This is a genomic window from Vagococcus sp. JNUCC 83 (genome assembly GCF_053667615.1).
In genome coordinates this window covers 847596-874121 of record NZ_CM132204.1, presented here as the reverse complement: position 1 = coordinate 874121, position 26526 = coordinate 847596, and the positions used below count along the sequence as shown (strand labels likewise).

Annotated in this window: 27 protein-coding genes; 17 read left to right on the top strand and 10 right to left on the bottom strand. The window is 34.1% G+C overall.

The features are described 5' to 3' along the window. Positions 1-6: 6 nt before the first annotated feature. From aroF to JNUCC83_RS04030, 10 genes are all read left to right on the top strand, one after another. Entirely contained in the window at positions 7-1029 is a 1023-nt protein-coding gene (gene aroF, locus JNUCC83_RS04075; protein ID WP_454460948.1) for a 3-deoxy-7-phosphoheptulonate synthase, read from the top strand. A gap of 13 nt (positions 1030-1042) precedes the next feature. Beyond that, positions 1043-2110, top strand: a complete 1068-nt coding sequence (gene aroB / locus JNUCC83_RS04070; protein WP_454460947.1) for a 3-dehydroquinate synthase — start codon at positions 1043-1045, stop codon at positions 2108-2110. Next, positions 2110-3276, top strand: a complete 1167-nt coding sequence (gene aroC / locus JNUCC83_RS04065; protein WP_454460946.1) for a chorismate synthase — start codon at positions 2110-2112, stop codon at positions 3274-3276. The genes aroB and aroC overlap by 1 nt, the downstream gene beginning before the upstream one ends. 16 nt (positions 3277-3292) lie before the next feature. Further along, positions 3293-4384, top strand: a complete 1092-nt coding sequence (locus tag JNUCC83_RS04060) for a prephenate dehydrogenase (RefSeq protein WP_454460945.1) — start codon at positions 3293-3295, stop codon at positions 4382-4384. Between the two features lie 13 nt (positions 4385-4397). Continuing rightward, entirely contained in the window at positions 4398-5687 is a 1290-nt protein-coding gene (aroA, locus tag JNUCC83_RS04055) for a 3-phosphoshikimate 1-carboxyvinyltransferase (protein ID WP_454460944.1), read from the top strand. 1 nt (position 5688) lies between these two features. Further along, entirely contained in the window at positions 5689-6192 is a 504-nt protein-coding gene (locus JNUCC83_RS04050) for a shikimate kinase (protein ID WP_454460943.1), read from the top strand. Continuing rightward, complete coding sequence (pheA, locus tag JNUCC83_RS04045; protein WP_454460942.1) at positions 6193-7020, top strand: prephenate dehydratase; 828 nt, start codon at positions 6193-6195, stop codon at positions 7018-7020. 5 nt (positions 7021-7025) lie between these two features. Continuing rightward, positions 7026-7808 carry an ABC transporter ATP-binding protein gene (locus JNUCC83_RS04040; RefSeq protein ID WP_454460941.1) on the top strand — a complete coding sequence of 261 codons (783 nt, stop codon included), beginning with the start codon at positions 7026-7028 and terminating at the stop codon, positions 7806-7808. A gap of 576 nt (positions 7809-8384) precedes the next feature. Beyond that, entirely contained in the window at positions 8385-9464 is a 1080-nt protein-coding gene (gene xerS / locus JNUCC83_RS04035; protein ID WP_454460940.1) for a tyrosine recombinase XerS, read from the top strand. A 96-nt stretch (positions 9465-9560) separates the two neighbouring features. Next, positions 9561-10751, top strand: coding sequence for a DUF998 domain-containing protein (locus tag JNUCC83_RS04030; RefSeq protein WP_454460939.1), 1191 nt, complete (start codon positions 9561-9563; stop codon positions 10749-10751). A gap of 88 nt (positions 10752-10839) precedes the next feature. Here the strand turns inward: JNUCC83_RS04030 and JNUCC83_RS04025 are convergent, their stop codons facing one another. Further along, entirely contained in the window at positions 10840-12447 is a 1608-nt protein-coding gene (locus tag JNUCC83_RS04025; RefSeq protein WP_454461325.1) for a bifunctional aspartate transaminase/aspartate 4-decarboxylase, read from the bottom strand. A gap of 192 nt (positions 12448-12639) precedes the next feature. Further along, entirely contained in the window at positions 12640-14157 is a 1518-nt protein-coding gene (locus tag JNUCC83_RS04020) for a UDP-N-acetylmuramoyl-L-alanyl-D-glutamate--L-lysine ligase (protein WP_454460938.1), read from the bottom strand. A gap of 225 nt (positions 14158-14382) precedes the next feature. Between JNUCC83_RS04020 and JNUCC83_RS04015 the strand changes: the two genes are divergently transcribed. Both JNUCC83_RS04015 and JNUCC83_RS04010 read left to right on the top strand, forming a co-directional pair. Beyond that, positions 14383-14820, top strand: coding sequence for a hypothetical protein (locus JNUCC83_RS04015; protein WP_454460937.1), 438 nt, complete (start codon positions 14383-14385; stop codon positions 14818-14820). 111 nt (positions 14821-14931) lie between these two features. After that, a complete protein-coding gene (locus tag JNUCC83_RS04010; protein ID WP_454460936.1) occupies positions 14932-15888 on the top strand; it encodes a Dyp-type peroxidase in 957 nt (318 codons plus the stop codon). 30 nt (positions 15889-15918) lie between these two features. Here JNUCC83_RS04010 and JNUCC83_RS04005 read toward each other — a convergent pair whose 3' ends face one another. The 4 genes from JNUCC83_RS04005 to JNUCC83_RS03990 form a co-directional block, all read right to left on the bottom strand. Next, on the bottom strand, positions 15919-16671 hold the full coding sequence (locus JNUCC83_RS04005; RefSeq protein ID WP_454460935.1) for an ABC transporter ATP-binding protein: 753 nt from the start codon (positions 16669-16671) through the stop codon (positions 15919-15921). Then, on the bottom strand, positions 16664-17545 hold the full coding sequence (locus JNUCC83_RS04000; RefSeq protein ID WP_454460934.1) for an ABC transporter permease: 882 nt from the start codon (positions 17543-17545) through the stop codon (positions 16664-16666). The genes JNUCC83_RS04005 and JNUCC83_RS04000 overlap by 8 nt, the downstream gene beginning before the upstream one ends. Then, the gene (gene trpX, locus JNUCC83_RS03995) at positions 17542-18531 is read right to left on the bottom strand and encodes a tryptophan ABC transporter substrate-binding protein (RefSeq protein WP_454460933.1); all 990 of its coding nucleotides are present in this window, start codon (positions 18529-18531) and stop codon (positions 17542-17544) included. Before trpX ends, JNUCC83_RS04000 begins: the two co-directional genes overlap by 4 nt. 324 nt (positions 18532-18855) lie before the next feature. Beyond that, entirely contained in the window at positions 18856-19521 is a 666-nt protein-coding gene (locus JNUCC83_RS03990; RefSeq protein ID WP_454460932.1) for a hypothetical protein, read from the bottom strand. 174 nt (positions 19522-19695) lie between these two features. On the opposite strand from JNUCC83_RS03990, the gene JNUCC83_RS03985 reads away from it, so the two are divergent. The 5 genes from JNUCC83_RS03985 (at position 19696) to JNUCC83_RS03965 (ending at position 24228) form a co-directional block, all read left to right on the top strand. Then, positions 19696-21228 carry a cell division site-positioning protein MapZ family protein gene (locus tag JNUCC83_RS03985; protein ID WP_454460931.1) on the top strand — a complete coding sequence of 511 codons (1533 nt, stop codon included), beginning with the start codon at positions 19696-19698 and terminating at the stop codon, positions 21226-21228. 72 nt (positions 21229-21300) lie between these two features. After that, positions 21301-23001: an NFACT RNA binding domain-containing protein gene (locus JNUCC83_RS03980; protein ID WP_454460930.1), complete on the top strand. Its 1701-nt coding sequence runs from the start codon at positions 21301-21303 to the stop codon at positions 22999-23001. A gap of 6 nt (positions 23002-23007) precedes the next feature. After that, the gene (locus JNUCC83_RS03975) at positions 23008-23199 is read left to right on the top strand and encodes a hypothetical protein (RefSeq protein ID WP_454460929.1); all 192 of its coding nucleotides are present in this window, start codon (positions 23008-23010) and stop codon (positions 23197-23199) included. 30 nt (positions 23200-23229) lie between these two features. Further along, positions 23230-23973 (top strand): hypothetical protein, encoded by a 744-nt coding sequence (locus JNUCC83_RS03970; RefSeq protein WP_454460928.1) that lies wholly within the window; start codon positions 23230-23232, stop codon positions 23971-23973. Between the two features lie 93 nt (positions 23974-24066). Next, entirely contained in the window at positions 24067-24228 is a 162-nt protein-coding gene (locus tag JNUCC83_RS03965; RefSeq protein ID WP_454460927.1) for a hypothetical protein, read from the top strand. A 16-nt stretch (positions 24229-24244) separates the two neighbouring features. Here JNUCC83_RS03965 and JNUCC83_RS03960 read toward each other — a convergent pair whose 3' ends face one another. The 4 genes from JNUCC83_RS03960 to JNUCC83_RS03945 all read right to left on the bottom strand — a co-directional run bounded on the left by JNUCC83_RS03960 (position 24245) and on the right by JNUCC83_RS03945 (position 26432). Next, positions 24245-24532 (bottom strand): helix-turn-helix domain-containing protein, encoded by a 288-nt coding sequence (locus tag JNUCC83_RS03960; RefSeq protein ID WP_454460926.1) that lies wholly within the window; start codon positions 24530-24532, stop codon positions 24245-24247. 109 nt (positions 24533-24641) lie between these two features. Continuing rightward, positions 24642-25268 carry a YfbR-like 5'-deoxynucleotidase gene (locus JNUCC83_RS03955; RefSeq protein WP_454460925.1) on the bottom strand — a complete coding sequence of 209 codons (627 nt, stop codon included), beginning with the start codon at positions 25266-25268 and terminating at the stop codon, positions 24642-24644. A gap of 17 nt (positions 25269-25285) precedes the next feature. Next, positions 25286-25693 carry a phosphate-starvation-inducible PsiE family protein gene (locus JNUCC83_RS03950; protein WP_454460924.1) on the bottom strand — a complete coding sequence of 136 codons (408 nt, stop codon included), beginning with the start codon at positions 25691-25693 and terminating at the stop codon, positions 25286-25288. Positions 25694-25892: 199 nt separating this feature from the next. After that, complete coding sequence (locus tag JNUCC83_RS03945; RefSeq protein WP_454460923.1) at positions 25893-26432, bottom strand: YagU family protein; 540 nt, start codon at positions 26430-26432, stop codon at positions 25893-25895. Positions 26433-26526: the final 94 nt, after the last annotated feature.

Sequence of the window (26526 nt, the reverse complement as noted above, 5' to 3'; positions counted from 1 at the left end):
AATAAGATGATCGTTATTATGAAATTAGGAGCAACAAATGAACAAATTGATAAAGTGGTACAACGTATTGAAGAAAGTGATTTAGAAGTGCAAGTCAATACTGGAGAAGAGCAAGTAGTTTTAGGCATTAAAGGGGATACTAGAAATATTCAAGATATCGCGTTTAACAGTTACGATGGGGTCGATAAAACTGTTCGTATTACCAACACATACAAACTAAGTTCACGTGAATTCCACCCAGACAATACGGTTGTTGATGTTGACGGATTAAAAATAGGTGATGGTAGTTTTGTTACGATGGCAGGTCCTTGTTCGATTGAAGGGCTAGATCAAATCCGTGAAACGGCACGTATGGCAAAAGCAGGAGGCGCAACAGTGCTTCGTGGTGGAGCGTTTAAACCTCGTACCTCTCCTTATGCGTTCCAAGGGTTAGAAGAAGAAGGATTAAAATACATCCGACAAGCTGCAGATGAATTTGGCATGAAAGTGATCACTGAGGTAATGGATGAAGCCCACATTGATATGGTCGCTGAATACAGTGATATCTTACAAATTGGTGCAAGAAACATGCAAAACTACAAACTGTTAAGTGCTGTTGGTCAAACTGGGAAACCAATCGGATTGAAACGTGGTATCTCAGGAACGATTGATGAGTGGTTAAATGCTGCAGAATATGTGGCTATTTCTGGTAAAAGTGATGTTATCTTTATTGAACGTGGTATCCGCACTTACGAAACAGCGACAAGAAACACCTTTGACTTAAGCGCTATTCCTATTATTAAAAAATTGAGTCACTTCCCTATTATTGCCGATCCAAGTCACGGAACAGGGGTATGGGATTTAGTGCCACCAATGGCAAGAGCAAGTGTCGCTGCAGGAGCAGATGGCATGATTGTAGAAATCCACCCAGATCCAGCAAACGCTTGGTCAGATGGGCAACAATCACTTAATGAAAAAACGTATTTAAAAATGATGGATGAAGTAAACATTATGGTCAAAGCAATGGAAGAAATTAAATCACTAAACTAAAGGAGTCTTTTGCATGATTGAAGTAAACTTACCAAATCACCACTATAAAATTGACGTGAAACGCGGGCTACTAAACTCTTGTGGACAATGGGTAGCAAATATTTGGCGACCACAACGAGTAGCTATTATTACAGATGACATAGTAGAAAATTTATATGGTGACGATGTCATTGATAGCTTGATAGAATTTGGGTTTGATGTCACCATGCTGGTTGTTCCAAATGGTGAAGAAAGCAAATCGCTCGAAAAAGCCACTTATCTTTATGACGAGCTAGCGGACAAAGGATTCACACGAAGTGATGGCGTGATTGCTTTGGGTGGTGGAGTAATTGGCGATTTAGTCGGATTTGTTGCCTCTACATATATGCGAGGTATCCATTTTTTACAAATTCCTACAACTCTTTTAGCGCAAGTGGATTCAAGCATCGGTGGAAAAACAGCTGTAAACACTGGTAAAGCCAAAAACTTAGTTGGAACATTTGCTCAACCAGATGGCGTGTTGATTGATCCAAACGTTCTTAACACGTTAGAAATAAGACGTGTTAGAGAAGGAATTGCTGAAATCATTAAATCAGCAGCTATTGCTGACAAGCAGCTATGGGACCTCTTAAACACATTAAAAAATGAACAAGATTTGCTCAATCATGCAGAAGAAGTGATTCACGCGTCACTTGATGTGAAACGTCGGGTTGTCGAAGAAGATGTCTTTGATCATGGCAATCGTTTGACTTTAAATTTTGGACACACCATTGGTCACGCAATCGAAAAAACGTCGGGTTACGGTGTCGTCAGTCATGGTGAAGGTGTTAGCCTTGGTATGGTGATGATTTCTACACAAGCAGAAAAATTTAATCAAACACCGCAAGGCATTACGGATGAATTGATTCAGATGCTGTCAAAATTTCATTTACCAACATCAATTTCACTAAATAAAGAGACTATTTTTGAAACCATTACTCATGATAAAAAAGCACGAGGTAATACACTAAAAATTATTTTATTAAAAAAATTGGGACAAGCAAAAATTGTTGATATTCCAATAGATACTATAAAAGATTACATCATTGAGGAGGAAATTTAGTGAGATATATAACAGCCGGTGAATCTCATGGTCCAGAGCTGACAGCAATTATCGAAGGACTTCCTGCAGGATTACCACTCACTGCAGATGACATAAATAAAGAATTAATTAGACGACAAACAGGCTATGGTCGTGGTGGCCGTATGTTGATTGAAACAGACCGCGTTCGCATCACATCAGGCCTACGTCATGGAAAAACGTTAGGGTCTCCTATGACGCTAGTTGTTGAAAATAAAGATTGGAAAAACTGGACAAAAGTCATGGGAATTGAAGAAGTTCCTGACAAACAAAAGAAAATTCGTCGTGTTGCTCGACCAAGACCAGGCCATGCTGATTTGGTTGGTGGGATGAAGTATCATTTTGATGATTTGCGTAACGTATTAGAACGTTCATCGGCACGTGAAACAACCATGCGTGTTGCCATTGGTGCCATAGCTAAAAAAATTCTCTCTGAATTAGATATCAATGTAGCAGGACACGTAACAATGCTCGGAGGGATTCAAGCGACCGTTCCAGACGGTTTGACAGTGTCTGAAATCAGAGATATTTCTGAAAAATCGGACGTGCGTGTCGTTGATGAGTCGGTCGAACAAGACATTCGTGATTTAATAGATGAAACGAAGAAAAAAGGTGACACAATCGGTGGCGTTGTAGAAATTTTAGTTGGTGGAGTACCAGCAGGGCTTGGAAGTTATGTCCAATGGGACCGAAAACTTGATGCCAAAATCGCACAAGCTGTCGTTAGTATCAATGCCTTTAAAGGAGCAGAATTTGGTGTGGGCTTTGAAGCTGGAAAGCTACCTGGCTCACAAGTAATGGATGAAATCCTTTGGGATGACAAGAAAGGCTATACTAGACGAACAAACAATCTTGGCGGATTTGAAGGCGGTATGACAAACGGTGAGCCAATCGTTGTCCGTGGCGTGATGAAACCTATTCCAACGCTATACAAACCACTTCAAAGTGTCGATATTGATACAAAAGAGCCTTATAAAGCAAGCATTGAACGTTCTGACAGTACGGCTGTTCCTGCAGCAAGTGTTGTTGCTGAAAACGTGGTTGCTACGGTGGTTGCTAATGAAATTTTAGAGAAATTTGAAAGTGACTCTTTTGAAGAACTCGTTCAATCTGTGAAAGACTACCGAGAGTATACGAAGAACTTTTAGTTGTAGGAGGGGACTTATGGCCACAAAAAGAATAATGATAGTTGGTCTTGGGCTAATCGGAGCATCCCTTGCCAAGTGTATTAAAAAAGAATTCCCAACTGATACTATAGTAGGTTGGGATTATTCTGAAAATACTAATCTAATTGCTAAAAAAACGGGGATTGTGGATGAAGTACCTGTATCCTTTAGTGATGGTGCGATAAGAGCAGATATTGTTATCTTGGCGACACCTGTATCCATATCAATGAACTATTTAAATGAATTAGCTCGCCTACCATTAAAAGAAACAGTCCTTGTTACAGATACAGGTAGCACAAAAAAAGAACTCATGACACTTGCAAAGACCATGCCATTTGACTTTATTGGTGGTCACCCTATGGCAGGATCACATAAATCTGGTGTCACTGCGGCCAATGAGTTGTTATTTGAAAATGCTTATTTCATCATAACAAACGACTTAGATGTTCCTCGAGTGAATGAATTGACACAGTTGTATAATGGCACGAATGCTAAGTATGTCGAACTATCATCAACTGAACATGATGCTATTACGGCCATGCTATCTCATTTACCACATATTATTGCTTCTGGTTTGGTCAACCAAGCTGATGTGTTTAATCAACTTCACCCGAGAGCCAAACAACTGGCTGCCGGTGGGTTTAGAGACATTACACGAATTGCTTCATCTGATCCAAAAATGTGGACAGATATTTTGATGAGTAACCAAGAAACATTGATTGGGTCTATAAACGATTGGCAAGAACAGATGGATGAGGTGAAAGAGTGGTTGATAACCAAAAACTCTCAAGCCATTTATGATTTTTTTGAGCGAGCAAAAGAAACACGTGATCATTTACCCATTCACCAAAAAGGGACTATTCCAGCCTTTTACGATTTATTTATTGACGTACCAGATAAGCCTGGGATTATCGCTGAAGTGACTACTCTATTGGGGCAAGAAAAGCTATCGATTATTAATTTAAAAATTTTAGAAACCCGTGAAGATATTATTGGGGTCTTACAAGTGAGTTTTAAAAGTGATAAAGACCTATTAAAAGCAAAAGCTTGTATTGAAGAACAAACAGAGTATCTCTGTCGAACACAGTAGGAGGAAAACAACGATGAAATTAATCTCTAAGCACCCATTAAAAGGGACCATTCAAGTTCCTGCTGACAAATCTATTTCACATCGAAGTATTATGTTTGGTGCCATTTCTAAAGGGACAACAACCATCAAGAATTTTTTGCGAGGAGAAGATTGTATTAGCACACTTAATGCCTTTAAATCGTTAGGAGTTCCTATTTCAGATGATGGGGATGTCATTCGAGTAACAGGTGTTGGCTTTGATGGGTTAAAAAAACCAGAAACTGATTTAGATTTAGGTAATTCTGGAACAACCATTCGTTTGATGATGGGGATTTTAGCTAAACAACCATTTGATACAGTCTTATTTGGTGATACTTATTTAAATAAACGCCCGATGAATCGTGTGATGATTCCTTTAAACGACATGTCAGCCTCTCTAAAAGGACATGACAATAGTGAATTTCCACCTATTTCTATCTCGGCAAATAATCATTTAACACCAATTACCTATCATATGCCTGTTGCAAGTGCCCAAGTAAAATCAGCTATTTTATTTGCTGCGCTTCAAGCTGACGGGGAAACAACCGTTATCGAAAAAGAACCCACACGAAATCATACAGAAGAGATGATTAGACAATTTGGTGGGACAATAGAGACTGATGGTAAAGAAATTCGACTATCTGGGCCACAAGAATTAGTCGGACAAGATCTCATTGTACCTGGAGACATCTCATCAGCAGCTTTCTTTTTAGTTGCTGGAGCTGTTGTACCTGATAGTAATATCATCCTAAAAAATGTCGGTATCAATCCGACAAGAACTGGGATATTGGATGTGTTAAAAGAGATGCAAGCAGAGGTGTCTTTAAGTGACATCGATACAGCTAACCAATCAGCGACTATCACAGTTAAAACAAGTCAGTTACAACCGACAGAAATTGGCGGAGATATCATCCCTCGACTGATTGACGAAATCCCAATCATCGCTCTTTTAGCCACACAAGCACATGGGACAACTGTCATCAAAAACGCAGAAGAACTAAAAGTCAAAGAGACGAACAGAATTGATGCGACAGCTGAAGAACTACAAAAACTCGGGGCAGATATTATACCAACTGAAGATGGATTAATCATCAATGGGCCAACCGCTTTACATGGGGGAAACGTCTCCAGTAGGGGCGACCATCGTATTGGCATGATGCTCCAAATTGCTGCATTGCTAACTGAGGATGTGGTGAGTATGGATAAATCTGACGCTGTTTCTGTGTCCTATCCAACATTTTTCGATGATGTTAAAGAGTTGACCTTAGGTAGAGGGGGAAACTAATATGCCCATTGTTTTAATAGGTTTTATGGGTGCTGGAAAGTCAACGGTTGGAAAACTTCTAGCCCAAAAGATGAAACAACCTCAAATTGATTTAGATGAGCAGATTGTTAAACATATAGACATGCCCATTTCTGAGTACTTTGATAAATATGGAGAAGAAGCATTTAGAGAGATGGAAACAACTCTCTTAAAAGATTATTTAACCTCACCAGGTGTTTTATCGCCTGGTGGAGGAGTCATCTTAAAAGAAAAAAACCAAGTGTTATTAAAAGAACATGCAACTATTGTATATCTCCAAACAGATTTGGATGAATTGCTACGTCGAATTGCACAAGATGACATCAATTATCGACCATTGATTCATAATAAAACATTAAAAGAGGTAAAAGATATTTTTTTACCAAGAATACCAATTTATGAAGAGATGGCTGATTATATTGTCAATACAACAAATAAAACACCAGAAGAAATTACTGATGTTATTTTAAAAAAAGTAGGTGATTAAATGGAGGTTGGTTATTTAGGACCAAAAAATTCTTTTACTTATAAAGCTGCGGCAAGTTATTTTGATGACAAAGAATTACAACCTTACGCAAGCATTACCAGCTGTATTAAAGCACTAAAGAATAATCAAGTTAATTATGTCGTTGTTCCAATTGAAAACTCTTTAGAAGGGTCTGTTCACACAAGTATTGATGGACTTTTCCATCAAAATGATATACAAGTCTACCGTGAAATTATTTTACCAATTGAACAGCAGTTGTTAGTAAATGATTTAACCATCATTCCTAAAAAAATAGTGTCACATCCTCAAGCTTTAGCACAATCTCAACATTTTTTAGAAACGTATTACCCAGATGTTTTGATTGAGCAAGTTCAATCGACAACGTTTGCAGCAGAATACGTCGCAGAAAACCCAGCACAATCAGTTGCTGCAATTGCCTCAAAAGAAGCAGCAATAGAGTATGGATTAGAAATACTCGCCTCAGATATTCAAGACAATCGATTTAATCAAACGCGTTTTTGGTTATTAGGAAAACAACCCTTTAAAAATGATGACCGAAAACCTGAAAAATTAACCTTATTTATCACATTGCCTAAAAATGCACCAGGAATCTTGCATAAAGTATTATCAGCTTTTGCATGGCGAGAAATTGATTTGAGCAAAATCGAATCACGTCCACTAAAAACAGAGTTAGGTGAATATTATTTTATTATTGACGTCGAGATTAGTGGTAATATTCCATTAATCGAGTATGCTTTAGAAGAAATTACCTTACTTGGTGCAACGTATCAGCATTTAGGATATTATCCTATTGATATAAAGGAGTGATATAAATGTTAATAAATTGTCAAAACGTGTCATTTATTAGAGAGAAGCACCCCATACTACAACACATAGACTGGCAAATGAGAAAAGATGAAAACTGGGCGATATTAGGACTTAATGGCTCTGGTAAAACCACTTTATTGAAGTTAATCACTGGTTACGACTGGCCATCAAGTGGACAGTTAACGATTTTAGGCGAAACATTTGGTAACACTTCCATTCCAGACTTAAAAAAGAAAATCGGATGGATCAGCTCAGATATAAAACAACGTATCAGACCATATGATGTTGCCGAGGATATTGTGCTAAGTGGAAAGTTTGCAAGTATCGGTATTTGGGAGAAAACCACAGCTGAAGATAAACAGTTAGCAAAAGATATACTAATTAACCTTGGTGGCACTTTGATTATTGGAAAGAAATTTGGTGTCTTGTCACAGGGTCAACAACAACTTGTGTTAATTGCTAGAGCATTGATGGCTCAACCAGAGTTATTGATTTTCGACGAACCATGTAATGGACTAGATTTATTTGCTAGGGAGTTTATTCTGTCTCAAATTAACCAACTAGCATCTAACAAGACGACTAAAGGATTAATTGTTGTAACTCATTATATTGAAGAAATACCAACCAGTGTGGATCACGTATTATTGCTTAAACAAGGTCAAATATTTGCACAAGGATTAAAATCAGATTTATTTAAACCAGATATCTTAACAGAATTTTATGATCACAGTGTGGATGTCATTAAACTAACTGATGAACAGTTTACTGTGATTCCTAAAAAGTTCTAAGGGCTAAATAAACCTTTAGAACTTTTTATTTAGTCAAAGAGAAAGAGAAAGAGAAGAGCTAACTATCTTACTGATAGATAAATTATTTTTAATTGGTTTACATAATATATATTAAACGAAGTTAATTTTTGATACATAATCATAGTTGATTAAAGGTATCTACAGCTCATGTCACTAAATTTCACTGATATATCTGATGATATTTATTTGAATAATTCATTTATCTTAGCATCTTACTACAGTTATGATCCAATACATTGTAACCAAATTGATTAACAAAATGAATCAATTAACTAAGCATCATTAATAATGACTAAAAATACTATCAAAATATATTGTTATTTATAATGAATGAAAAATATATTTAATTATCTAAATTATATATCTGACTTAGTTTATCTGTTATATACCAATACAACAAGAATGTGTTCTCTCTTATTTTTATGTTTCTTGAAAGTATTATCTTTCTTGAAACATAGACATATTTATATAAAAAACATCAATAAATTATATTTTATTGACATTATTATAAAATAAGCATATTATTAAAACAAACATATGTTTGGAGGTTATTTTATGTCACAGGAAAAATTAATTAATAGATTAGAACAAGAATTATCAACTCTTCCCTTTTTTGTAAAAGAATACATACAGAAAAAGCGGATTGTCCCCTATTCAATCACAACTCTATACGAGTACTCAAAAGAGTTTCGTCGTTTTTTTGAATGGCTTGCTAAAGAATCACGCATTGAAAGCTCCCCTGCTCAAATTTCTCTCTCTGAGCTAAGACAGCTATCTTACGAGGATGTTGAGTTATATAAAGGATTTCTTTTATCCTCTCCTCGCCTTGGGACAACATCTGATGGACAACTGAGAAGTTATGTCAGTATTCAACGATCCATTACTGCTTTAAAATCATTGTTTCATTTTTTATCACTACAAACATCAGATGAGCATGGCCAACCATATATAGCCATTAATATTATGGAAAAAGTGGATAATGTAAAAACTGGACGAACACTTCAAGATCGTTCACGATCGATTGAGAATAAATTATTCATTGGTGATGAATCACTTGAATTTATCTCTTTTATTGATGAAACGTATGAGAATTTACTGTCTAGTCACCAAGCAAAACATGCTTTTAGAAGAAATAAAATCAGAGATATTGCTATTATTTCCTTATTTTTAGGTACTGGTATTCGTTTATCAGAGCTAGTAAACATGAAAGTGTCAGACTTAGATGTGTTAAATATGGAAGCTACAGTGATTCGTAAAGGTGGATTTAAGGATACGACAATGATATCATCTGTGTTCATGCCATATATTGTGAGTTATCTCGAGCAACGCTCACAACTTTATCAGCCTAGCGAGACAGAAAAAAGCTTATTTTTATCCTATTATCGTGGTACGTCTCAACAAATTGATCAATCGACCGTTGAAAAACTTGTCGGAAAATACAGTGAAGCATTTAAAGTGAGAGTCACTCCGCATAAATTGCGTCATACAGTTGGTACACAACTTTATAAAAAAACGAATAGTCTACTGACAGTTTCGCATCAACTAGGTCAAACTGGAACAAGTGCGACTGCCATATATACCCATATTGTTGATGAAGAAAAACGAGAAGCTATCAATGATCTATGGACAACGTAAAGTCATTCACGTGGTTGAATGGCTTTTTAAATGTTTTTATGTCTACTTATTTGATATACTAATCCTTATGAAGGAATGATATAAAGGAGGCGTACTATGTCAAAAAAAACATATACAGTTGATTTACCTGCTTCTTTACTAGATGATGTTAAAGATGAAACTGGTACTATTCAGATAAAAAAAGAGGCGAATCGTCTGATTATCGAAAGGCCTACAACGATTAAAAACAATGAATCCATTTCACTAAAGTATTTTATCTACCCATCGATGATTGTTACAGTTCTATTTTTTTACTCGATTATAAAAAAAGGACTTACTCAAATTCCATTAACGGGCAATTTTTCTATTGCCAGTCATTTAATTACTTTAGGATTAATTAGTGGCATGGTATCTTTTACGTATTTTTTCATTAAAGGTAAAAAAAATCCAAAAAATCAATCCACACAGGATATTTATTGGCGAAATGTGCCGACGATTATTTTTTCATTTACCGTAGCACTTGCTTTACTATTATCAGCTTTCTTTTGGATGATGAGTAAATTATTTGTTGGCGCAACTTTAGATGTTTATACTGCCAGTGCTCTTTTTCTATTTTTTGCTTGTGTCATTAACTATTATATGATTTATTCAGCTAATATTTTCACTTCTTCAATGATTGTGTCTCTTTTGATTGCAGTTATTATTGGTGGCGTATTTTTTGCAATGCTAACCAATAGTCAGAGCAAATGGTGGCAATACAACTTTAGCTACTTAGGAACAAATGATGCTATGCGGAGTTGGCCATTTAATTTAACGTTGATCTTAGCTTCTTTATTAATGATTGCTTTAGTTGACTATTTGTTTGTCAATCTAAAAAATCATGACTTTACTGGTATAAATATTACCATTTTACGTGTTTTGATGACTGTCTTGTCCGTGTCTCTTGGTGGGGTTGGTTTCTTTCCAAATAATAAAGGAGTATGGCACCAAATGCACGACAGAGCAGCTAATTTATTGATTTTTCTCATAATTTTATTAATTATTGGTATTAAATGGCTCCTACCAAAAGTGACCAAAGAGTTTTTAGTCGTGTCCTATGCTATTGCTGTTTTTCTAGTTCTTGCTAATTTTTTATTTGAAACAGTGGGTTATTTATCATTAACTGTTTTTGAAATTATTGCGTTTGGTTTGGCGTTTAGTTGGATACTTCTTCTATTGCAACAAATCAATCGATTAACATCATATGAAGATAGCGTGACACGTATTCACCTAAATGACTTGAATAACAAGAGGCTGACCCAAAAGTAAGTTTTTAAATGAAAATCACTAAACTAACAAAACAGAAATCCCATGAAGTCAGTGTTTTAATAAACTGATTTCATGGGATTTTTCTATTTTAAGATTTTTGGGTCAGCCTCTTATCTTGTTTAAATGTTTGGTAGTAATCATTTAATAATTCCAACATTTGTTCACCAATCTTTTGATAATCATCTGTTGGTAAGTTTGCTTCAGAAACTCTTAAATCACCTGGATTAGCACCAAATCCAACCCCATCCATGAGCACAATGCCATTTTTTTTTGCGAGATTAACTAAAAAATCGATTTGCTCATAGTGTGTCATAAGAAATTTCTTAAAGTCTGTTCCGTATTTTTTCTCAGCTAATTCATAAATGTTAATCATCGAATAATACTTAGCGTTTTTCTGACTTTCATCTGTTTGATAATTTAGAGCTGTATGAAGATTTTCATAGCGCTCATTAATTAATTTCTTTGATGATTCAATGTATTTATCAGTTGTATCGCTGATTACCAAATGAGTCAAGCTAAACAATGCTTCCATGATTTGTGACGGCGTAGATAACCCAGCTATATGATAAAGTCCAATCGAGCGGCTATCTGCTACCATGCGATCAATAAAACTCATTTTTTCAGTATCCAACACCACTAGATTATAACGTTTGTCGAGTTCGGCAGACTCTTCCTCTGATAGTTCTGCTATTAATGTATCAAAAACATTCTCTTTATGAAGAGCAATGACTCCTAATCGCCATCCAGTAGCACCAAATAATTTTGAATATGAATAAACTAGTAATGTATTATGAGGTACCACAGAATAGACTGTTTGAAAATCATCGACAAATGTGCCATAAACATCATCTGTAATTATCATCAATTTGGGATTATTCTCAACGGCTTGTTTAATCGCCATTAAGCTTTTTTCACTTAGAGCCTTTGAACCTGGGTTACTTGGATTAACTAAGAAAAAAGCTTTTAAATCGGGGTCATTTAATTGTTTAATAGTCATTGGATTCATTTCCCAATTGTTTTCTTCTTTTGAAGACAAGTCTACCTCAACTAATTCATAATCATTTAACATTGGAATTTGTAGATAAGGCGTAAAAATAGGTGTGTTAATGGCTATTTTATCACCAGGATGAATTAATTTATTTTCTTTCAATGATTGGAACGTGTAAACAATTGCAGCACTTCCTCCTTCTGTCGGAAATAATGTGGTGTCTTGTGCTAAATCAATTCCATGATATAACACACTTTGTAAGTATTGATTTATGATAATTTCTGTGTGTTTTAACACGCGATTCGGTGAAGGATACAAATTACCTAATACCCCATCAACAAATTCTTTGATTACCTCATCTAATACTAAATGTAAATCTTGTGATAAATACTCTAAACAAGTCATCAAAAAAGCATCCGTATCATTATTATCAGGAGATAGAAATTGTTTAAATCGATTAGCAATCCCCTCTAACTCAGTATACCCAACTAAATCTCCTTCAGAGATGGTTCTTTCTGATTCTTCAATACCAAATTCTACTAGTCTTGAAAAAGCTAGTCTTGCCTTTTTGTTTATCCAATTTGGGTTTCCGCGTCCTGCATTTAAGTAAGGATTTCCTTTACTATTTTCTTTAGCCAGTTCAACCATTTTTTTACTAATTTCAAATGCTCCAAGTGTTTCTATTTTCTTTTCTTCTGACTGATCCATCATCGCTTTTCCCTCCACGTGCTATCTAATAATATAATATATTAAATCATCATAAACTTGCTTTCTAGCTATTGTAAGGAAGTTTCTCTAAAAGATCATGTGTTTCATACTTTTATCATAGAATAAACGCAATAAAATAAGACTAATTAGAAATTAAATTCTAACTAGCCTTATTTGGTTAACATAATAAATTTATTGTTGATTCGTTATATTGGATTCAGTGATTGTAAAGTCACCTAAATAAGGAACATCTTTACCCTCTATTTTTTGGTATAAATCTCGCCCTTTTCCTGCCAAGATAACAGTATCTTCTGGACGAGCCATATCAAGTGCCAGTTTTATTGCTTTTTCTCTATCTAGTTCAATGATTTGTTCTACAGACTCATTGACAATATAGCGACTGATTTCTTCGGCGATAGTTTTTGGGTTTTCATACCCAGGATCATCAGATGTTAGAACCACTACATCTGTATACTCATTTAGTACGTCACCAAAGTCTTTACGTCTGGAAATTGCTTTATCTCCTGTACTTCCTATAACAGTAATAATTCGTCCGTTATTATGTTCACTTTTTGCAAATGACAATAAACTGGTTAAACTCACTTTATTATGGGCATAGTCAATATAAATCGTTGAACCATTTTTTTGAGTTAGTTGCTCCATTCGACCAGGAACAATGGCTTTTTTTAATCCCTTTTGACATATTTCAACGGGCACATCTAGTAATCTGGCTGCCATAATACTTGCTAAGGCGTTGTCTTTATTAAAATCACCCATTAGACCTAATTGGTAAGTAGCGCACAGTGACAACTTATCCTGTGCACTTTTTACAGTAAAACGCGTCGAATCATCTTGTCCTTTTTCCCAGTAATAGTCAGCCGCTTGATTGGTCGCACTATAGGTTAAAGTTGGAATCTTTTTGTCTTTTGCTTCTTCTAAAATTAACGTGACATTAGTTGTATCTAAATTAACAATAAACGTTTTTGAATGACTGATTAATTGTCTCTTACAATAATAGTAATCATCAAACGTTGGGTGTTCAATCGGACTAATATGATCAGGTGAAATGTTTAGAAAAATTCCCACATCAAAACGAAGATTATACACACGATTAAGTTTATATGCTTGAGAAGATACTTCCATCACTAAATGACTCATACCATGTTTCACTGCTTCATGCATCATTCGATACAAATCAAGTGATTCAGGTGTGGTTAAATGAGATTTAAAATATGTTTTTCCATCAAGCGTTGAATTCATCGTTGAAAGCATCGCTGTTTTTTGTTGATTAAACTCATCTAGCATGTATTTTAGAAAATAAGCAGACGTTGTTTTTCCTTTTGTCCCCGTAAATGCGACTAACTTTAATTTTTCTTGTGGGTAGTCATAAAAAGCCATACTCAAAATCGCCATTGCTTTTCGTATATCTGTCACGATAATACCAAGGTATGCAGGAACCTCGAAAGGTGTTTCAGAAACATAAATTTTTAAGCCACGATGAATGGAATCTTTTAAGTACTCTTCCTTAAATCCAGCCCCTTTACAAAAAAACAATGTGTCTTTTGAAACATTTCTAGAGTCATAAGACAAAGATGTTAAGATATCATCATCCACTGGTAGATTATAGTACCATGAATGATTGTATGTAAATTCTTTTAATAAATTTTCCTGTTTTAATAGTTGTTCAATTTGTTTCAAAGCAATTGTCAAAAAAATCACGCCTTACTAATATAATTTAGTGCTATTATATCATAGAATATTAAAATTAATACTAGTCTAACTTTTTGTGATATCACGTTTGTGTATAAAAAAGGATATATTATTGCGATTTCCTTTTTATTTATGATTTATATGCTCACAATATCTCTCAAATTTATGATATAGTATACATGTAAAAATATTTTTATACGTATCTAACGATTCGGAGGAATGATAATGAAATATATCAAATCAGCGGTCATAATGATCATTGCGAGTCTCTTTTTGGTTGCTTGTAGTCCGTTAACTTACCAACAAGAGTTAACTAAACGTGATTGGACATTAATTAGGGAGTCTGATCAACAACTACCTCCCCTAAGTGTCAGATTTGACCATGATAAATTAATCTCAAAGCTTGATACTAAGTCATTTAATAAAAAAGACAAAGATTATGTTGGCGACGAACTCTATAAAAAATTTGCCAAACAATTATCAAATAACACCGATACAGTTTCTCGCTACTCAATTGAAGATGATGAAATCACCTTAAAAACAGACCAATTAGATATTAACGGGGTCTTTAAAATGGAAAAGGATGGAAAAGATATTATTTTAACGCCTGTTGACAGTGTAGAAAATACTGATGTGATCATTAAATTAATCCCCAAAAAATAATCAAGTTAAACCAGTGCATAGTAAATGTCATTGGTTTTTTTGTTTTTATTTTTAGTTTTACAATAAATGGCGTATTATTATAATAAAGAGACATTAGAAAGGACGATTATTATGCCTATAAACCCTAGTAAAGCGCAAGATGTATGGAAAGATGTTGGTGAGCATGTTCAATTTACTATTTTAAAATTAAATCGAAAAAATAGAGAATTAGATAAGGAGATAATCAGCTCGTTTGTAGATAGATCTCAAGCGATTATTCGATCTCTAAGAATCAGAGATGCTAGTTTAACGGCTGAATCTGGTTTAAAAGTCGCCATTGGATTTAGCAATGATGCTTGGGATTACTTATTTGAGGGAAAACAAAAACCAAAAGAACTGGAAACCTATCAAACGTTAAAGAACGAAAAATATTCAATGCCTGCGATAACGGGAGATTTATTTTTCCATATCCGCGGAGAAAATGAAGCCGTTGTGTATGAAGCACAAACTCAGTTTATGCGATTTTTAAAAGATAATGTCACTGTTGTTGATGAAACAAAAGGCTTTCGCTATTTTGAAGGACGTGCCATTATCGGTTTTATCGACGGTACTGAGGCCCCTGCTGTGGAGGATGCTGCGGAGTATGCGTTAATTGGTGAAGAAGATAGTCAGTTTATCAATGGTTCATATGCATTTGCTCAAAAATGGCATCATAACATGGATAGTTGGAATCAGCTAGCCACAGAAGATCAAGAAAAAGCTGTTGGACGAGAAAAATTTACTGATCTTGAATTAGAAGATAAGGATAAATTTAAAAATGCTCATAATGTTGCATCAAAATTTGATATAAATGGTGAAGAACAAAAAATTATTCGAATGAATGTTCCTTTTTCTAATCCAGCATCGAGACAAACGGGTACCTACTTTATTGGCTATTCTAGACATTGGACAGTTACTAAAGGAATGTTAAAAAATATGCTTGATAAATCAGATTTTTTACTCAGTTTTTCTGATATTTTATTTGGTCAGTTGTTTTTCATTCCATCAAGAGATACTTTGGCTCAAATTGCTGACGACACATTGAAATAAAAAAAGAGACTCTACAAAGGGTCTCTTTTTTTACAACACATCAAAAAATGTTAATAAATCTGTCATATCAAGTTCTTTTTTACTTAATTGATTAAAATCTTCCTTGATGCTACCAGAATCTAAAACAATCAGACGATTGCCATATTTTAAAGCATCTTCCATACGATGCGTAATCATTAAACAGGTTAAATCATTTTCTGCGATGGTCTTCTCAGTTAAGGCCATTAGTTGTTTACTTGTTTTTGGATCAAGGGCAGCTGTGTGCTCATCAAGTAACAGTAAATCAGGCTTTTGAATAGTAGCCATCAATAAACTTAATGCTTGTCGTTGCCCTCCTGATAGATTACCAGTTGGTGTATCTAAATGATTTTCAAGACCATTACCAATTTTTAAGCATTGTTCAAAGAATGCTTCTTTTTTTTGAGAAAGTTGACGTTTTTTAAGCCCTCTTTTCTTTCCTCTTAGTTCTGCTAATAGCAAATTCTCTGCAACAGTCATTCGTGGGGCTGTTCCTAATTTAGGATCTTGAAATACTCGGGCAATATATTTTGCACGGTACACTTCACTTTTAGTTGTCACATCTTCATCATTTATAGTGACTGTCCCACTAGTTAAACTCAACTGGCCAGATATTGCATTAAATAAAGTTGACTTACCTGCACCATTTCCACCTAAAATAGTAATAAAGTCCCCAGTTTCTACTAAAAGATTAAGATGATTCATAATGTGACGACCATTTGAGATTGTTTTGACACCATTTTTAATTTCTAATGCGTTAGTCATTTGACGATCCTCCTTTTGCTGTACTGAACTTTCTACTCAGCTCAGGAATGATTAAACAAATACCTAAAATAACTGATGAATAGAATTTTAAATAAGTCGTATCAAAACTTAACTTAATTACGACTAAAATAAGTAGCTGATAAATAATACTACCCACAACAATAGCTATAAAGCGTTCCAACATAGTCAATTCGCCAAATAAGAGTTCACCTAGAATAATAGATGCAAGACCAATTACAATGACGCCAATCCCTTTGTTGACATCAGCATACCCATCACTTTGGGCAATTAATGCACCTGACAAACCGATTAACCCATTAGAAACCACTAAGCCTAAGATTTTCATCTTATCAGTATGAATACCCAAAGATTTTGCCATTATCTCATTGTCTCCAGTTGCAATATAAGCTTGACCTAAATCAGTATTTAAAAAACTCAATAAACAGCCAATAACAATAGCTATAATGATTAATCCAATAAATACCACGTCAAAGTTTGCTGGTAAATGGGCAAAATTGAATAAAGAAAATAGTTTTGGTTTATTTAATAACGATAGATTGGGGGACTTCATCACAAATAGCATGACAGAGTTTAATGCACTCATCACAAGAATCCCTGATAAAATAACAGGTATTTTCCCCTTTGTATACAAAAGTCCTGTTGTTAACCCAGCCAACATGCCTCCAACCATGCCCAGTAACGTTGCAATAATCGGTGATACACCACTTGTAATGGCTGTCACGCAAATTGCGCCTCCCAGAGGAAAACTCCCCTCAGTTGTTAAATCTGGAAAATCTAAAATACGATATGTTAAATAAATCCCTAAGCCAAGTACTGACCATAATATCCCTTGTCCAATCGTTGAAACTATCATTTTTTTGCCTCCTCTTTTAAGTTATTTGGTATGCTAATACCTAGTTTAGCAGCCTTTTCTTCATTGATTACTAAATCCCCTGTATCAAATGTATAAATTGGTGTATCTTTTGTTGTGATTTTTTTATCTAAAATATCTGCCACCATTTTAGCGGTTTGCACCCCTAAATCATATTGATTAATTCCTATGGTTGCTACACCGCCTTCTTCTACCATGGTATCAACCGATGGGAAAATAGGAATCTTCGCGTCATCTGCGATTGAGACAATCGTTTGAAAACCATTTGCAATAGTGTTATCTGTTGGGGTATAGATGGCATCAACTTCTCCTGTCATGACATGAGTCATTTGCGATATTTCATTGGTTGATGGAACAGAATATGTTTTAATCGTTAAGCCTTCTTTTTCAGCCACCTCTTTAAAACGATTCACTTGTGATAATGAATTATCCTCTGCAGAAGAATAAATGATACCGATTGTTTTTAGGTTTGGTAAAAGTTGCTGCATAAGTTTTAATTGAGCTTCAACGGGGGCTTGATCACTAACCCCTGTGATATTACCTCCTGGATGATTATTATTTTTCACTAATCCAGCTGCTTTAGGGTCACTAATAGCACCTAAAACAATAGGAATATCTTTTGTTTGATTAGCCAAAGATTGAGCAGCTGGTGTGGCAATCCCCACTAAGACATCTGGTTTTTTACTGATGAGTTGTTGACTCATACTTGAGAGCTTACTCTGATCAGCTTGTCCATTTTGAAAATCTATGGTCAACGTGTCTTTATCTTTGTAGCCCTGTCTTGCCATTTCTTCTACAAACCCTTTGTAGATTAAATCAAGAGATGGATGACTAACAAATTGCAACACCCCGACTGTTGGAATTTCTTTTTTAACTTTAGCCTCTTGTTTGTTATATCCTATTACAAAAAATACTGCCAAAACTACTAGAATCATGTAAACCGTGTATTTTAATCGTTTATTTTTCATCGTGTTTTCCTCCTAAAAATAAAAAGACAATAAACCTTTTTACGGTTTATTGTCTTTGTTTAATCACAAAAAAACCGCATAGATAGTACGTCTATGCGGCAGAATAGATAGATTATTCACTAGCATAGATACTGTTTTAGAATGTTTTCTAAAAGTCGTATCTATACTCAATTAAGTGTACACATACAACTACCTACGCCAAGTTTGCCATGTTTTTCTATTTAAGTGACTTAGTTGATTTACAATAGATTGTTTCATGGCAATTTCCTCATTTCTCTTTTAAGTTGTTATCATAATACATCTTAATTTTGATAGTGTCAATCATTATTCAAAAAAAACTTCTTTTGTTGTTTTACGTGTTTGATCGTTTGAAGATGAGCTTGTCAAACTTTCATCTACTTTTTGAGCAACTTTGATTCGTTTTGGTTCTTTTCTAGCTATTTTTGGCTGGATAATATCGACTAATTTTTCATCTAATGTGTCAAATCCACCTTTTAACGTATTAAATGAATAACGTCCTTTTTCTTTTCCATCTTCCATCACAATAAAATTATTTTTTGCTTTCAGTCCATAATCCTTAGAAATATCTGAAAAATTATAGATTGGTTGGATGTAATCAATCTTCCAGTCAATCGTCACTAATGGGGATTTTTTCGTCAAAAGCTTTTCAACTTGATTAATGCTTGGATTATTTTTTGAATCAATAATGGCAATGATATGAGAACTTTTATCCGAAAATACTTGTTTAATATCAGTTTCTTTTATCGGCACAACTTGTTTATTCTCCGATTGAATACCAGTAATAGCATCTAATTGTTTTTCTCTGATATTTGGTCTGACAGCAGACACAATCGCTGACACCACTAAAAATAAAACGGTGATGAAACTGATGATGATAATAAATTGTTTATTACTCTTAATCATTTCTAGCCAATTAACTTTTTTTAGAGAACGAAAAAGTTGCTTTACTCGCCCTTTTAACTCAGTCATCTACTCCCCACCTTACGTATTCTAGAAACATTATAACGTAAATTTAACACTTTGAGAATAGTACATAACGAGATTCATAAAATTGATTCTTGTTTTTGACTACTATTTTTACCTCTAATGGTTTATAATATATAGGTTAATATAATTATTCAAACTAATAAGGAGCGATTTCTTTTGACCAATAATATAAAAAAATGTCCGAATTGTGGTCATGTATTCAAACCTGGAGAAACTTATTGTCCTAACTGCGATTTATTTGTCCCAATTGATGAACAAAATAATATAACAAATGACACGGTAAATGATAACACTGAATCAAGTAAATATAGTAAAGAAACACCTAGTGAACCTACTCCTTCTATTCCGACATTCAAACATCGTACAAGATTAGAAGATGACTTATCTGAAGAAGAATCTGAGGAAATAACTGAAGAAGATAAGACTAGAGATGAAACAAACGAATCTACTGAAGTCTTTCAAGAAAGTATCCAAAGTCAGGAGCCAAAATCAAGTTCAACGGATTCAACAGAGTTCGAAGAAGAAATAGAAACTCATGATGAACCAATCCAGTCAAGAGTGAAAGAAACACAAACACCATTGCCTGTCGAACCTCCTAAAAAGAATAATAAAAACAAAATTTTAGTTGGTATTATCGTTCTGTTAATCGTTTTTGGTGGTGGCTATGTCTACAATTCTCAGAAAAAACAAAACGAATTAGAAACAACCTTAAAATTAACAAACAGTGCTGACGATGCTATTCAGAATTTATATATGAAAAATCAAGGCGACGTTTTTCTTAAAAAAGGAATTACTCAAAAAGATATAACTGATGCCGAAGAAAAAATAAAAGAAGTTAAAGGCACTGAGCAGTATGATAAATTAAATGAACGCATGCAACACGCGATTAAAACGTTCGCTCGATTAACAGCTATTAACGAAGCATTTAAAAAGCCTGTTATCGAAGGAAACCAACTAATTAGTGATGCGTATGTTAAAGATGATAGCAAATTAACTGTTAAAGCGATTGATCCAGAAGAAACAGCTTTTGATAAACTTTATAATGAAGCGATAAAAGATGCGACAGATCAAAAGACTTCGATTAAAGACTTCACGACAACGCTAGAAAAACTATACCGTGAAGATAAAGTCGTCAGTGAACCAAGCAAACAAGTTTATAATGATGCGGTCAAACAACTTTCTGCGATTAAAGATCCTGAATTAAAAGATCGCTATCAAAAAATCCTTGATGACGTTAGCAAAGTGATTGATGAACAAGAAAAACAAGCAGAAGCAAAACGTAAAGAAGAAGAAGAACAAGTAGCGGCAGCTAAAGCTGAAGAAGAAAAAAATACACAACAAAATAATAATACGAATTCAACTCAAAATGGCAGCTCATCTACTCCATCAACTAACGGTGGACGTTGGGGAACAAGACAAGATGCAACAATTGACTTATCTGATCCTGCATGGGCATGGAATGCAGGGATACAGGAAAAAGTGATTGCAGAAGTGATTAAACGTGGCTACGTTGTTGAAGGTGGCTATACATTAGTCCCTAAATTCATCGAAAATGGTGTAGGGTTCTACGACTTGTATGCAACAAAAAATTCAAAATTATTCCCAAATAGCAAGCCAGAAGAATTCCCTATTTATGTTGTCACAATCAATGATAAAACTGGTTGGTTTAAAGGAAACGGACCAAATTAAAAGGAAAGGAGAAATAACAAATGTATTGTTGTTTCTCCTTATTTATTTCGAAATGAAAAAGGAGGATTTATTATGTCATTTGACGGTATATTTACCCATTTGATGGTAAAAGAATTATCAGAAGCACTAATTAATGGTCGATTGTCAAAAGTGCATCAACCATATGATAATGAGTTAATGTTGGTGTTTCGTAACAATCAAAAAAATCATACTTTACTATTATCGGCTAATCCAAATTACGCCAGAATTCAATTAACAACGATAAAATATCAAAACCCTTCTACCCCACCAAATTTTTGTATGACGATGCGAAAATACCTTGAAGGGAGCATTTTACAGGACATTCATCAAACTAATAATGATCGAATTATTTCATTTTCATTTGAAAGTCGCAATGATTTAGGTGATTTAGAAAGCATCGTTTTAATCGTTGAACTGATGGGAAGACACAGTAATATCATTTTACTCAATAAAAAGACGAATAAAATCATCGACACCATTAAACATGTGGGAATGAGTCAAAATAGTTACCGTTTACTTTTACCGGGAGCAGACTACATCACTCCCCCATTAAAAAATACGCAAAATCCTTGGACTGTTGATAAAGAAATTTTATTTAGAGAGCTAAATAGCATGGCTGACATCACACCACAAGCTATTCAACAGCAGTTTGAAGGGTTTGCAACAGACACAGCTAATGAATTGGTGTATCGTTTAAAACACCATGATACAGATAAAGTCACAACATGGACGAATTTTTTTGACGAGATGGAGAACCATATCAAACCCACAATAGGTTTAATCAATAAAAAAGAGCGATTCTCCCCTATTGGTTATCAGACTTACGACGATGTTCTATTCGATTTTGATACACTGAGTCATATGTTAGATGCATTTTATGAAGGAAAAGCCGAAAAAGATCGTGTTAAACAACAAGCTGGTGAACTCATCAGAAAAGTGACTAATGACATCAATAAATTAAATAAGAAAACAAAACTTTTAGAAAAACAATTAGTTGATGCAGATAATGCTGAAATTTATCGTATTAAAGGCGAACTATTAACCACTTTTTTACATGAAGTCAAACGTGGGGCAACAAGTGTTGAGTTGCCAAACTATTATGATAATGATGCACCAATTACCATTAGTTTAAATGAAGCTCTCACACCAAACCAAAATGCGCAAAAATACTTTCAACGATATCAAAAATTAAAAAATGGTGTTGCAGTCGTTAAAGAGCAACTAACAATCGCAAAATATGAGCTACTTTATTTAGAATCAGTTTTAGCTCAGCTTGATATTGCTTCACCTAGTGATGTGCAGCTGATTAGAGAAGAATTGATTGCCGAAAAATATATCAAAAACAAAACAAAAGATAAGAAAAAACAAAAAAACAAACCATCGAAGCCACTCCAATTTATTTCAAGTGATGGCGATACTATTTTTGTTGGAAAAAATAATATCCAAAACGATCAACTCACTCTAAAAACTGCCAACAAAAATGATATATGGTTACATACGAAAGATATTCCTGGTTCTCACGTCATTATAAAAAATAGCAATCCTAATGAACAAACACTTCTTGAAGCAGCATTGCTTGCAGCGTATTACTCTAAATATCGTTTGTCAGCATCTGTCCCTGTTGATTATGTGGCAGTAAAACATGTTAAAAAACCAAATGGGGCGAAACCAGGATTTGTGATTTACGAAAACCAAAAAACACTATTTGTGACCCCAGATATCAATGAGATTAAAAAAATAAAGGAGTTATAGTATTTTATGTTACGTTTTAGAACGGTTCTTTTAGCTATAGTTGGAATAAGTTTAGCTGTATTTGCATTATCTTATTTCATCTATCGTTATCTGTTTAAAAAGGAACTAAAAAATAATAAATTAAATGGTTTAATGCTTGTCTTAATTGTTGCAGGTGGTGTACTAACTTATAATCCGTTGAAACAATACATTCAATAAAAAAAAGGAACGATTGATCATAGCAATATCGTGACTTACAATGGACGAAAGATTAAGACAGAAGCAAATGCAACAGAAAGACTTACTTTACCTTCTGTTTATGGGAGTATAGAAGCAACACATCCATCTGTTGTCGCACTTGACAAGCCGCTAGATGGCTATAAGTATTGGATGGCTGTAACACCCTATCCAAAAGGAAAAGCTATCTATGAAAACCCGCATGTTTTTAAATCAAATGACTTAGTTTCTTGGATACCTAATGAAGCAAATCCTTTAGATGAACCAAAAAGTGAGAAATTCAATGAGAATAATACACCTATGCAATATGATTCTGATACACATATTCTCTATGATAAAGAAAATAATCGACTAGAAGTTTTTTGGCGATATGTCGATGACATTAATAAAAAATCAATTATTTACAAACGAACATCAACAGATGGCAAATCTTGGACACCAAAAGAAATTGTTTTTGACGGAACAAAACCTGGAGAAGATTGGATATCACCAGTATTTATTAAAGATGACAACGGTTATAAAGTATGGTACGTTGCACACGGATATAAAATTTGGACTAGAGATAGTAAAGATGGTAAAACATGGAGTAAACCAGTCGAAGTGAATGTCCCGTACGAAGAAGAAAACATGCATCACTGGCATTTGGATGTCCAAAAAACTGATTTAGGTTACGAAATGGTGGTTGTCGGATTTAAATCAAGTGGTGAGTATAAACTATCCGACCGACATGTTATGAACCTATACTATTCTAAATAAAAGGATAACAAAACATGGGATACACTAAAACCAATCATCTTCCCTTCAGGAAAACGTATAGGATTTGATGGTAAAGGATTATATCGTAGTGCGATGTTAAAAGAAGGCAATACATATCATATTTTTTACAGTGGAATTGGATATGATGACACACGAGGTGTTGGAATTTCAACGGGCACAGATATTAATCACTTAAGAGGATTGAATCTTTCTGATTATGAAGGAAAAATTAAATTAGATAATAAAAACGAGTAAGCTATTTTACTCGTTTTTATATGTGCTTTTTCGTTCTTTTATGTTCTTGTCGATGAGTATCATACTCTTCTTGTAATACGAGTAATGATTCATATACCCAATCCATCGATTTTCCTGTAGCTAGTGATAAAGAATAAATAAACGACACTGGCAACGACTCGATACGTCGTTCTCGACTCACCCATGTGGCTACAGTTGACTGGGGGTATTGAAATTGTTCGCAAAATTCTTGAACTGTATACTTTAAATGCTTAATAATAAATGTATTGATTGGGTGTGGATAGACAAATTTATTTGTAGTCATGGTGGGAACATTCCTTTTTTATTTTATTTCATTTGCGATAATATCATTGTCTTCTCTTATAGTATAATAAAAAACTGCCAATTATCCTAATCATAATTAGCAGTTTTTATTATAAATATCGATTGACTTGAATGATAAATTCTTCTTTGCCATAAAATGGCTTATCAAATAATTCTGGAAAAATCTCTTCAAAAAAGTACTGTACTGAAGGACGATGGTTGTATCCTTGTATGGTTTGAACCGCTTCTAAAAACATTTCTTTGTAGACACTTTCTGGGTTGTTCTTGACGATTTCTTCAAATGATTCATACAACAAATCAACTTTATCAGCAATCGATAATATCTCCCCTTCTACGGTATCATCTTTGCCTTCAAACAATCGTCTACGATAAATAGCTTGAAATTCTTCCGGTATTTCTTGAGCGATAAACTCATCGGTCATTTTTTCTTCAACTGTCTGTAGCATTCCACGTAATTCTTTATTGGCATATTTCACAGGTGTTTTAATGTCTCCAATAAAACGTTCTGTATAGTCATGATTTAAAGCCTTCTCATATAAACTTTTCCAATCAATCTCTACATCATTGTATTCTTCAATATCTCCTAACACTTGGGCAATTGAAGCAACTCGATATGAGTGTGCAGCCACAGTATGTTCAGTAAACTTAAAGAAACCAGGTGCACGAGTGATTTTCTCTAAGTTATTTAGACCTGCTATGTAATCATTTAACCCCATAACATCACCATCCTTTGTTATTTGTTTTTTCTAATCTTTTCTTTCGCTTTAATTAACTCAAGTAAATAAAGTGTCAGTGTTAGTGTCAAAATCGCAATAGTTAAAAGTAACGTCTGCCCTCCGTTGTTATGGACAACAAGCAACTGTCTTAGAATCGCTGTAATACTAATCAGCACAAGGTATTTGATTGGAACGTTGTGAGCATCCTCAATGTATTTTAACGTCATAATAATAAACTCAAACAACATGAAGAAACCAAGTATATAATCAGCAATTGAATCAATTGATCCCATATCATTTTGTGTAAAAATTAGTTTAAAAATGTTCACTAAATCAAATCCCATATAAATAACAATGAGTAATGCTAAGATGGCTAGAAAAACATTCATTATTATGCTTAAAACTCTTTTTAATTTTTCTTCCATAAATCCTCCTAAATGAAATAGTATATCTATTAAATAATAAAGTATCTAATAATGCAACTATAAAACTCTGTAAAAACGTCCTTTTAATACCTTGCCATAATTGATCACAAAAAAAGAGCCACATTTTTGTGACCCTTCATCTTATCAAAGAAATCTTTCCACGAATTTTCGTTAAAAAAAACATGTTATTTTTCTTACTTTAAATGTTTTCAAGATTACCTTTTTTATCTTTACCTATTAAATAATAAGTACATGCTGCTATAGACCATGCCCAAACAATATGACCAAAGAATTCAGAAAAATGTTCATCAAATGGTTGATTCCAAGGTGCTGGCATGCCTCCTATTGCAGGTATCAATAAAATATGAAAAACAATCCACACAATAATTCCATAGGCGGCCCCTTGCCAAAGAGCAATTTTTTTCCAATACTGTGCAACAAAAATAAATAAAGCAGAAAACACAATTGAAAAACTGAAATGTAAGCACAAAGAAAACCAAAAAACTTTTTGATCCTCAGAATACAATACATAGGCATGAGTCAATGACTCAGGTACTCCAAATAATTCCATAACTTGCTGAGGAGGGTTGGTTAAATTTCTTGCAATAGTTCTAGGTGGTAAAATTGCTTCCCATCCAATTTTTACCATGCCTGAAATCATACCTGAAATTATTCCAAACCAAATACTTTTAACAAATATCTCCTTAAATGAGGCACGAGGCTTATTCAATTCAAACATTTAATCCTTCCCTTCAAAAAATAATTAAATTATTCGAAACAACAATATAATACTAATAATAAATCCTTTAAAAAAACTTTGTTTATTTTTTTAC